Annotated in this window: 7 protein-coding genes, 1 tRNA gene and 1 pseudogene; 7 read left to right on the plus strand and 2 right to left on the minus strand. The window is 71.2% G+C overall.

All coding sequences use genetic code 11. The features are described 5' to 3' along the window. Window positions 1-14: 14 nt before the first annotated feature. The gene (locus tag ACZ6CV_RS35235; protein WP_469255723.1) at window positions 15-3,995 is read right to left on the minus strand and encodes an amino acid adenylation domain-containing protein; all 3,981 of its coding nucleotides are present in this window, start codon (window positions 3,993-3,995) and stop codon (window positions 15-17) included. A gap of 598 nt (window positions 3,996-4,593) precedes the next feature. Between ACZ6CV_RS35235 and ACZ6CV_RS35240 the strand changes: the two genes are divergently transcribed. From ACZ6CV_RS35240 to ACZ6CV_RS35250, 3 genes and pseudogenes are all read left to right on the plus strand, one after another. After that, on the plus strand, window positions 4,594-5,580 hold the full coding sequence (locus ACZ6CV_RS35240; protein ID WP_469255725.1) for a thiamine pyrophosphate-dependent dehydrogenase E1 component subunit alpha: 987 nt from the start codon (window positions 4,594-4,596) through the stop codon (window positions 5,578-5,580). After that, complete coding sequence (locus tag ACZ6CV_RS35245; protein ID WP_469255727.1) at window positions 5,573-6,556, plus strand: alpha-ketoacid dehydrogenase subunit beta; 984 nt, start codon at window positions 5,573-5,575, stop codon at window positions 6,554-6,556. Before ACZ6CV_RS35240 ends, ACZ6CV_RS35245 begins: the two co-directional genes overlap by 8 nt. Before the next feature lie 67 nt (window positions 6,557-6,623). Further along, a pseudogene (locus ACZ6CV_RS35250) lies at window positions 6,624-6,791 on the plus strand (IS5/IS1182 family transposase); the annotation flags it as partial. Here the strand turns inward: ACZ6CV_RS35250 and ACZ6CV_RS35255 are convergent. Then, window positions 6,781-7,371, minus strand: a complete 591-nt coding sequence (locus tag ACZ6CV_RS35255) for an SMI1/KNR4 family protein (RefSeq protein WP_469255729.1) — start codon at window positions 7,369-7,371, stop codon at window positions 6,781-6,783. The pseudogene ACZ6CV_RS35250 and the gene ACZ6CV_RS35255 overlap by 11 nt on opposite strands. Window positions 7,372-7,453: 82 nt before the next feature. Here ACZ6CV_RS35255 and ACZ6CV_RS35260 point away from each other — a divergent pair, with 82 nt between their 5' ends. The 4 genes from ACZ6CV_RS35260 to ACZ6CV_RS35275 all read left to right on the plus strand — a co-directional run. After that, window positions 7,454-7,861, plus strand: a complete 408-nt coding sequence (locus ACZ6CV_RS35260) for a VOC family protein (RefSeq protein ID WP_469255731.1) — start codon at window positions 7,454-7,456, stop codon at window positions 7,859-7,861. Between the two features lie 110 nt (window positions 7,862-7,971). Further along, window positions 7,972-8,043: transfer RNA gene (locus ACZ6CV_RS35265), tRNA-Glu, on the plus strand. A gap of 106 nt (window positions 8,044-8,149) precedes the next feature. Beyond that, a complete protein-coding gene (locus ACZ6CV_RS35270; RefSeq protein ID WP_469255733.1) occupies window positions 8,150-9,517 on the plus strand; it encodes an SDR family oxidoreductase in 1,368 nt (455 codons plus the stop codon). Continuing rightward, window positions 9,514-10,012: leucine-rich repeat domain-containing protein (locus ACZ6CV_RS35275; protein ID WP_469255735.1), on the plus strand; the 499-nt coding region annotated here is incomplete at its 3' end. The genes ACZ6CV_RS35270 and ACZ6CV_RS35275, both read left to right, overlap by 4 nt.

The raw sequence follows: 10,012 nt of genomic DNA on the forward strand, positions 1-10,012 counted from the left end.
CTTTCTGAGGACCGTCAGGCGTCCCGCCGCGCGCCCAGCACCTGAGCCACCTCCGCCAGCGGCGCGGCGTGCAGCAACGCCTCGGGGGTGCAGTCGATGTCATGGTTCTCCAGCCGGCCTCGTACGAACGGGCGCCAGGACTCGACCGGCGCGTCCCCCGGCCGCCCGCCCCGCGTGGCCGTGAACAACACCGCGTCCCCGTCGAAGGGTTCGGGCCGGCGGCCGCCCAGCAGCGCGCTGGTGTGCCGGAGCGTCCGGACGAGTGCCGCGGTCCTGCTCTCGTCGAGCTCCGCCAGGTCGGCCAGTTCGGCGGAGAACTCCCGCACGGCGGCGGTGACCCGCGCGACCGTCAGGGGCTCGCCCGAGGTGTCCGGCACCGGGCAGTCGAAGCGGTCGAGGAGCGCGCGGAGCGCCTCCTGCTCCGACATGCCGTTATCCGCCCCCTCCGCCGCTCCCCCGGCGGGGTCGCCGTCCAACAGGGCCAGCAACTCCACTTCCTCGCCCTGTTCCCGCAGTCGTACGGCCATGGCGTGAGCGGCCCGCGCACCGAAGGACCACCCCAACAGGCGGTACGGGCCGGTTGGTTGGACGCCGCGCACGGCGTCCAGGTACTCGTCGGCCAGCTCCTCCAGGGTGGCCGGTAGCCCGGCCTCCTCGGTCAGGCTGCGCGCCTGCAGTCCGTACAGGGGCACGTCGGCGGGGAGATGACCCGCGAGGCGCAGGTACACCCAGCTCTGTCCGTCGGCGGGGTGGACGCAGAACAGGGGCGGCTTCTTGCCCGTCGCCCGCAACGGGACCAGCACGGCGTCGCGGTTCCGCACGGAGCCGTCGCCCAGTTGTCCCGCGAGGCCGGCCACGGTGGGGTTGGCGAACAGCTCGCCGACCGACAGTTCCCGGCCCAGCGTCGACCGGATCCGGCCGAGGAGACGGGTGGCGGAGAGCGAATGCCCGCCCAGGTCGAAGAAGTTGTCGTCGATGTCGACCTGGGGCACTTTGAGGATGCGGGCGAAGAGCCCGGCCAGGATCTCCTCGACCGCGGTGCGCGGCACCTGGTCACGGTCGACGACTGCCGCGGTCGGCGGGGGCAGGGCGTTGCGGTCCAGTTTGCCGCTGGCGGTCAGCGGCAGTTCGTCCAGGATCACAAGACGGCTCGGTGTCATATAGCCGGGCAGTCGGTCGCCGACGTCGGAGCGTACGGCGGCCGGATCGAGACGCCGGCCGGGTTCGGGCACGGCGTACCCGATCAGCCGCCGTTCGCCGGCCTCGTCCTCCAGCACGGTGGCCGCGACCCTCGCGACCCCCGGCACGGCCCTGATCCCGGCCTCGACCTCGCCGAGCTCGATGCGGTGGCCGCGCAGCGAGACCTGGTCGTCGTTGCGGCCGACGAAGACCAGCTCGCCGTCGGCCGTCCAGCGGACCAGGTCCCCCGTGCGGTACATCCGGGTGCCCTCGGGCCCGTAGGGGTCGCGCACGAAGCGTTCCGCGGTCAGTTCGTCGCGCCCCCGGTAGCCCTGCGTCACACCGGCCCCTGCCACGTACAGCTCGCCCACGGCTCCGACGGGCACCAGTCGCAGCCGCTCGTCGAGTACGCGGACGCGGACGTTGCGCAGGGGTGTGCCGATCGGCGGCGCCTCGGCGTCGGCCGGTGAGAGCGGGAGGCTCATCGCGGTGGAGATGGTGGCCTCGGTGGGGCCGTAACCGTTGATCAGCCGGCAAACCGGCGACCAGCGCCTGACGACGTCCGGGGAGGACGCCTCACCCACGATGGTGATGGTGACTCCGGACGGCAGGTCGTCCGGCGACATCACTTCGAGCACCGAAGGGGCGAGGACCAGGTCGTTGATGTCCGCCTCGTCGATGAGCCGGGCGAGGTCCGGGCCGGGCGCCAGGCGGTCGCTCGCTGCCACTACCAGCGTGCCGCCGACCAGCACCGACTGCGTCATCTCCCCCACCGACGCGTCGAAGCTCGCGGAGGCGAACTGCAGGGTGCGGCTCCCGGGCCCGGAGCCGAGCCGGTCGAGCATGGCGCCGGTGATGTTGACGACGCCGCGGTGGGGCACCACGACTCCCTTGGGGCGTCCGGTGGAGCCCGAGGTGTAGATCAGATACGCGGGGAGCCCGGGGTCGAACGCGCCGGTCCGTTCGGCGTCGGTGAGGTCGTGCCCCGGCAGGTCGGAGAGCGTCCGTCGCAGGCTCAGGTCGTCCAGCAGGACACTCTCGGTGCCGAGGGCTTCGGCGAGGTGCGCGGTCGACGAGTGCAGCAGCAACAGTGCGGGCGAGGCGTCGCCGACCATGAAGGCGAGGCGTTCCACGGGGTAGGCCGAGTCGAGCGGCAGGAAGGCGGCGCCGGTCTTCAGCACGCCGAGCACCGCGGCCACCACCTCCGCGGACCTGGGCAGGGAGAGGCCCACCACACTGCCGGGGCCGATGCCGCGGGACACCAGATATCGCGCCAACCTGCTTGCCTGCGCGTTGAGTTCGCCGTAGCTGTAGGTGACGTCGCCGTGCAGCTCGACCGCCGGCGCGTCCGGAGTCCGCTGCGCCCACTGCTCGACCAGGGTGTGCACCCCTGCCTCCGGGATGTCCCGTACGGGCCCGGCGCCCCAGGTGAGCAGCTGTTCCCGCTCCTGCGCCCGCAGCAGCGGGAGGTCGCCCAACGACGACTCGGTGTCCGCGGCGGCGAGGCCGTCCGCGAAGTGCAGGAATCGGTCGAGGTGGGCGCCGATCTCCGCCGACGTGTGGAGATCGGCGTTGCCGGCGGCGATGAGCTCGACCGACCCGTCGGCGGAGGTCTGGAAGAAGGTGAACATCAGGTCGGCGACGTGCGAGTGGGAGAGCGCCCGCACGCGCGCCGGGGACCCGGCGAAGTCGAGGTCGTGGGAGAAGCCCATGACGTTCAACGCGGGCCCCCACAGGCGGCGTTCGGTGCCGAGCAGCCCCAGTTCCCGGGAGAGTTCCTCCGAGGGGTACCTGCTGCGCTGGAACGCGGCGCGCGCCTCGGCCCGGGTCTCCCGGAAGAAGTCCGACAGCGAGGTCCGCGCGCCGGTGGCGATCCGCAGCGGCACGGGGTTGGTCAGCATGCCGGGGGTGTCGCGCTCGACCCGGGTCAGCCGCGCCGCGACCGGCATGCCGACGGTGACCTCGGGCGAGTTGGTCATCCGTGCGGTGTAGGCGGCGGTGAGCCCGGTGGTCAACTCGACCCAGCTGACGGCGTATCGCTCGGCGGCCGCGCGCAGCCTCGCCAGCAGCGCCGGTTCCATGGCGGCCCTGCGGAGCAGTACGTTCTCGCCGCAGGCCGTGCGCCGGGTGGTCAGGCGTACCGGTTCGGCCCGGCCGGACAGCCGCTCCAGCCAGTACTTGCGGTCCCGCTCGCGGCGCGTCGACGCGAGGTAGGCCGTCTCGCTCTCCACGAGCATGCGGAAGGGCCGAAAGGGGGTGTCGTCGACGGTCCGGCCCGCGGCGAGCTGGGTGTAGACCTGCGCCGTGCGGTGGTGGAGCATGCCCAGGCTGCCGCCGTCGAGGAGCAGGTGGTGGACGCGGCGGTAGAGCGTGAACCGGTCGGGCGCCAGCTTGAACAAGGCCGTGGTGAACGGCGGCGGTTCCGACAGTTTCACCTCCTTGGCCATGTCGGCGCGCATCCACGTCTCCGCCGAGGCTCCGGGGTCGGCGTCGGAGCTGACGTCGAAGTAGTGGGCCGGTGGCTCCGCCAGGTCGTCGACGTACTGCGCGGGGCCGTCGGCGGACTCCACGAAGCGCAGGCGCAGCGCCTCCATCTCCGCGACCACCCGGCGGTGGGCCTCCTGGAGGAGGGCGGGGTCCAAGGGCCCCTCGATGTCGAGGCAGTCGGCGATGCTGTGGTGGGTGACGGTGGGTGCCAGAGCCTGCGCGAACCAGATTCCCCGTTGTGCGGCCAACAGGGGCAACAACTCGCTCGAACGGTCCGGAGTTACTGTGTCCTGCGGCCCCGGCATGAAGTCCCTCGCATTCGTCGTCATGCGGTCATGAGAAACATGTGGCACGTTTCCTGGGAACCAGAAGCTCTGCTCGGGCGATGCGGCAGCCGACGGGAGAGATAAACCCGGCCGACGGGCCCTGATTTCGAAGTCGTGGCGCGAAGTCGTGGCGGGCGAAGTCATGGCGAGCTTCGGGCGAGCGAATGGGGACTCTAGCAAGCACGCTCACCACCTGGGAAGAGTGCTGGATCACGGCAAAGACCGACCCGCCGGGCATATCGGGCTTTAGTGACAGTCGACAGCATTTGACCCCTGCCATGTGCTTACGCCGCCGGTCGGAAGGATGCTTGCTGCCGTTCCGGAGAGCGGGTTACGATCCCGGAGTTCCACAGCTGAGACAGGTATGTCTGCACCCTGCATCTTCGGACCGGAATGACGTCGACCGGATGAGGCGGTTTCCTTACCGCGAGGCGGAGCGCATCCACGGAATCAGACCGATGTGGAATCTCGGGACCGTCTCTGTTTCCCCGTCACTCTCTTCTCCGCTCCGGCCGCCGTGCCGGCCGCGGCCTCCGCGGCAGCGCTCGTCCTTTCCGCCTCGATGTCTTCGGGCGTCGGGTTCGACCACGAGGAGCACGCCTTGAGTGAGCAGTACTCGACCAGCGAACGGCTGTACCGGACCATGCGGTTGATCCGCCGCTTCGAGGAGTACTGCATCAAGTTGGTGCGGTCCGGGGAGATCGCGGGCGGCATCCACCCCTACATCGGCCAGGAGGCCATCGCGGCCGGGGTGTGCGCGGCGCTGCGTCCCGACGACTACATCACCAGTACGCACCGGGGGCACGGCCACGTCCTGGCCAAGGGGGCCGATCCGGCCGCCATGATGGCCGAGTTGACGGGCCGGGTCACCGGTCTCAACAAGGGTCGCGGCGGCTCCATGCACGCGGCCGACGTCAGCCTCGGCATCCTCGGCGCCAACGGCATCGTGGGGGCCGGGGCCCCGATCGCGGCCGGCGCCGCCTGGGCCGCACTGCGGGCCGGCGAGGACCGCGTCGCGGTCAGCTTTTTCGGGGACGGCGCGGTCAGCCAGGGCGTGGTCCTGGAAACGTTCAACCTGGCAGCGCTGTGGCGGCTTCCGGTGCTCTTCGTCTGCGAGAACAACGGGTACGCCTCCACCCTCACCGTGGACAACGCGGTGGCCGGCACCATCGTCGGCCGGGCCGCCGCCTTCGGCATCCCCGCCGTACAGCTCGACGGCGCGGACGCCGAGGCCGTCATGGCCGCCACACGCGAACACGCCGACCGGGCCCGCTCGGGCGGCGGCCCCGTACTCCTGGAGTGCACCGCGTACCGCTTCGACGCCCATCACACCTGGGAACACCGGTCGTTCGTCAGATACCGGACGCAAGAGGAAGTGGCCGAAGGGCGCTCACGTGACCCGCTGCTCATCCAGGCGCAGCTCATCCCGCCCGAGGCCCGCGACCGCATCGACCGCGAGGTGGAAGAAGTGCTGGAGTCCGCACGGGAGTTCGCCCTGGAAAGCCCCAAGCCCGACCCCGCCGACGCGCTCGACCACCTGTACGCGACGGGGCTGCGTCCGCGGGCGGGGGTGGCGTCCCATGCCTAAGCTCTCCTACCTCGGCGCGCTCTCCCGGGCCCTCTCCGACGAGCTCGCCCGCGACCCCGACGTCTGCATCTTCGGCGAGGACGTGCGCGTGGGCGTCGCCAACATCACCAAGGGTCTCGTGGACCGGTACGGCCCGGAGCGGATCGTCGACATGCCGCTCTCGGAGCAGGCGTTCACCAGTTTCGCCACCGGTGCGGCCCTGGTCGGACAGCGTCCGGTGATCGAGTTCCAGATCCCGTCACTGCTGTTCCTGGTCTTCGAGCAGATCGCCAACCAGGCGCACAAGTTCTCGCTCATGACGGGCGGTCAGGCGAAGGTCCCTGTCACCTATTTGGTACCGGGTTCCGGCTCCCGCGTGGGCTGGGCGGGTCAGCACTCCGACCAGCCCTACGGCCTGTTCGCCCACGTCGGCCTGAAGACCGTCGTGCCCAGCACCCCGTCCGACGCCTACGGTCTGCTCGTCTCGGCGATCCGGGACGACGACCCGGTGGTGGTCCTCACCCCGGCCGCCTCCTCCACGGACCGTGAGGACGTGGACCTCGCCGCACTCGGCCCGCTCCCGCTCGGCGTGGGCAATGTGGTGCGGCCGGGCTCGGACGTCACGGTGGTGGCGGTCGGCCATCTGGTCCCGGAGGCGGTCGCGGTCGCCGACGAGCTGGCGTCCGACATCTCCGTCGAGGTCTTCGACCCGCGCACGGTGTATCCGTTCGACTGGGCCGGACTCGCCGCTTCCGTGGGCCGCACGGGCCGACTGATCGTCATCGACGACACCAACCGATTCTGCGGCTTCGCGGCCGAGGTCGTCAGCACCGCCGCGGAGGAACTCACGCTCACCGCACCACCCCGACGCGTCACCCGCCCCGACGGCACGGTGCTCCCGTTCGCCCTGGAACTCGACCGCGCGGCCCAGCCGCAACGGGACCAACTGGTGGCGGCTGTGCGGGGGGTGTGTGGGGTGGCGGGGGCGTCCGGCTAACGCGTGTCTCTTTGCCGGGTTGGTCAGTTGAGCGGATGCGTCCGTCCGATCAGTGATCAGTTGATGCGCATACAAGCAGCGCAACACAGTGGAGCGCTGCATCAACCGCCTGAAACAGTGATGCGGCCTGGCCACACGAACCGACGAACTCGTGATCGCCTACCAGGCCGCACTCCAACTCGCGGGCATCCTCATCTGGAGCCGACGCCGACCGCAGTCAACACTTAGTACTGGACAACAGGACTCGGTGGAAAGGATGGCCCCCAGTCCGGCGGCAACAGCGCCCAGGAACCGTAGCCCAACCACTGCCCGAATTGAACGGGCCGGGCGCCGCCGACATGATCCAAGGACAGCGGGACGATCAAGTCACAGGTAGCCCGTCCATCCCACCAGACCGTGCCGGCCAGAGAACCGGTCAGAGCCAGCAAGGTGGAGAAGCCGCAGCCGTGCTCCTGGATGACGACCGCACCGGCCGTCTTCAGGTCCTCGAACCTCCCGGCCTCGTCGTCCCAGGCACGCCAAGCCTCCCGATACGCGGCAACGTCCTCGAACGCATCAGGCTGTGGCTCACGCGCCATCAGCTCGTCGTCCGCCTCGACGTAGGAGTCGGGATGCGGAAAAGGAGTAGCCAGCAGCTCGCGCCGCCCCTCATCGTTCCCGCCCCACCACCAACCACGCCCGGTCCGCTCAAGCCGGAAGAGTGCCCCGCCGGCGCTCACCTCGCGCAGATACACCCGGTACGCATCGGGAAAGGAAACACCGAGTTCCCTTTCGGCCTCGATGATCTCTGCTTCGGTGAGGGGCGGCTCTGTCATGGGACGAGCCTAAGGGTGTGAGTAGACCATCGGACCCCTCGCACAGACATTGACGTTCGCCGACGTGGTGGAGGATTGGCGTATGACCTATCTCGGACTGGTGACCGTGGTCGTTCGTGACTACGACGAGGCCATCGCCTTCTATGTGGGCGTCCTGGGGTTCGAACTCCGGGAGGACACGCGGATCGACGACGCCAAACGCTGGGTCGTCGTGGCTCCGCCCGGAGCGAGGGAAGCGGCGGTGCTCCTGGCTCGGGCCGCCTCCGGTGAGCAGGAGCTCCGTGTCGGCGACCAGACCGGCGGCCGTGTCGGCTGGTTCCTGAACACCGAGGCGTTCGACCGCGACTACGAGCGCATGCGGGCAGCCGGGGTCGTCTTCGAAGGGCCGCCACGGCAGGAGCCGTACGGGACGGTCGCCGTCTTCGAGGACCTGTACGGGAACCGGTGGGATCTCATCCAACTGTCCGAGTCACCCAGCCGGGACCGGTAGTTCAGGAGGAGCTGATCGGTGTCCGCAGGGCCCACCGTTCGTAAATCGATGCGACAGCGGCGCGCTGACCTGGCTACCATCCGGGGGTCGCACGCGGGGCGTGCGCAGTGGGTCCTGTAGAGCAGAGGCAGACTCGCCGCCCTCTCAAGGCGGATACGCCGGTTCGAATCCGGCCGGGACCACGGGCACGGACGCGCGGGGCCAGTTCCGGCCGGAGCCATGGGCACGGACAGACTCGCGGGGCGGGAACCGGCCCGAGCATGGGCACGGACACGCGGGCGGGAACGTATGGGTGCGAGCGGCGGGATCAGTGAGACGGACCTCCTGGCCTTCCACGATGTGATCGGCAGACTTCGGGAGTTGCCGGTCGACGACCCGGTGCGGTTGCGCGCCGAGCAGGTCGCCGCGTCCTTCGCCCGCGACGGGCGGCTGCGCAGACGCAAGGTGCGCGGCGCCGAACTCTCCGCGGCCGACGCCGCCGCCATGGCCGCCACCGCGACCGGCGCGGGCGACCGGCGCGAGGACGCTCCGCTGACCGCCGACGGCACGGGCGGGGTCTTCCTGCGCCCGCGCCCCTGTTACGTCTGCAAGGCGTCGTATCGACAGGTCGACTCCTTCTATCACCGGCTCTGTCCGGACTGCGCGGCCGACAACCGCGCCCGGCGCGCGCTCACCACAGATCTGCGCGGACGGCGCGCGCTGCTCACCGGAGGCCGGGTGAAGATCGGCTTCCAGCTCGCCCTGATGCTGCTGCGGGACGGCGCCGAGCTCCTGGTCACCAGCCGCTTCCCGCACGACACCGAGCGCCGCTTCCGCGCGGTGCCCGGCAGCGGGGAGTGGCTCGACCGCCTCACCGTGCTCGCCGTCGACCTGCGCGACCCACGCCAAGTGCTCGGCCTCTGCGAGGAGTTGCGCCGGACGGGCGAGCCGCTCGACATCCTGGTCAACAACGCCGCCCAGACGGTCCGGCGGCCCCCCGCCTCGTACGCGGCGCTCGCGGCCGGCGAGTCGGCGCGGCTGCCCGCACTCGCCCGGAGCGCCCCGGGATTCCGGCCGATGCGGACGACGGCGGACCCCGCCGGGCAGGCCGCGCTCGACCTGGTCCTCCGCGACGCCGGCGGGCCGGGCCTGCCGAGCGGGGCCGACGAGGCGGGCCTGCTCCCCGACCCGTCCCCGGAGAACTCCTGGTCCGCCCGGCTCGGCGCCCTCGACCCCGCCGAGCTCCTGGAGACCCAGCTCGTCAACGCGCTCGCCCCGGCGCTGCTCTGCGACCGGCTGCTGCCCCTGCTCCTCGCATCGCCCCGCCCGCGCAGGTACATCGTGAACGTCACGGCGGTCGAGGGCCGCTTCGCCGTGCGCAACAAGACCGGCGGCCACCCCCACACCAACATGGCCAAAGCCGCCCTGAACATGCTCACCCGCACCAGCGCCGCCGAACTCGCCGAGCAGGGCGTGCACATGTGCGCCGTCGACACGGGCTGGATCACGGACGAGAACCCCGCGCCCAAGAAGGACCGCATCGCCGGCGCCGGTTTCCGGACGCCGCTCGACATCGTGGACGGCGCCGCCCGGATCTACGACCCCATCGTGCGGGGCGAGGCCGGGTCACCGCTCTCCGGCGTCTTCCTCAAGGACTACCGGGAGGCGCAGTGGTGAGCGAGGCGCCGTCGGCCGGGGTGCCCCACGTCGTCCCCCGGCCCGTCGCCGAACTGGCGCCGCTGCTCGACTGGTTGCGGGGCGGCGTCCCGGCCGGCGAGCGTCTCGACTTCGCGGCGGGCACGGTGCTGCCCGACGGACGGCTCGACCTGTGCAAGCAGGCGCTGGGCGCGCGCGGCGCGGCCCTCGTAGCCGGAGCGCTCCGCGAGGCCCGCGACGCCACGCCCGTACGCCACCTGCTGCTCGGCACCGACGGCCTCGGTGACACCGGGGCGGCCCAGGTGGCGGGCGTGACGGGCGAGGCGCCCATCGCCACCCTCTACCTCGGCTGCAACGGCATCACCGCGGGCGGCGCCTGCCGCATCGCGGACCAGTTGCGAGCCTCGCCGCAGGTCGTGTCCGGCGTCTGGCTGAAGCGCAATCCGCTGGGGCCGCCGGGCGGCCGAGCGGCGGCCGAACTGATCGACGCCGCACGGGAGTTGCGCACCCTGGACC

The organism is Streptomyces sp. NPDC041713, assembly GCF_055591085.1.

Coding starts and splice junctions, on each gene's coding strand:
- ACZ6CV_RS35235 (WP_469255723.1), bottom strand. CDS start 3,995: ATGACGACGAATGCGAGGGACTTCATGCCGGGGCCGCAGGACACAGTA.
- ACZ6CV_RS35245 (WP_469255727.1), top strand. CDS start 5,573: ATGCCTAAGCTCTCCTACCTCGGCGCGCTCTCCCGGGCCCTCTCCGAC.
- ACZ6CV_RS35255 (WP_469255729.1), bottom strand. CDS start 7,371: ATGACAGAGCCGCCCCTCACCGAAGCAGAGATCATCGAGGCCGAAAGG.
- ACZ6CV_RS35260 (WP_469255731.1), top strand. CDS start 7,454: ATGACCTATCTCGGACTGGTGACCGTGGTCGTTCGTGACTACGACGAG.
- ACZ6CV_RS35270 (WP_469255733.1), top strand. CDS start 8,150: ATGGGTGCGAGCGGCGGGATCAGTGAGACGGACCTCCTGGCCTTCCAC.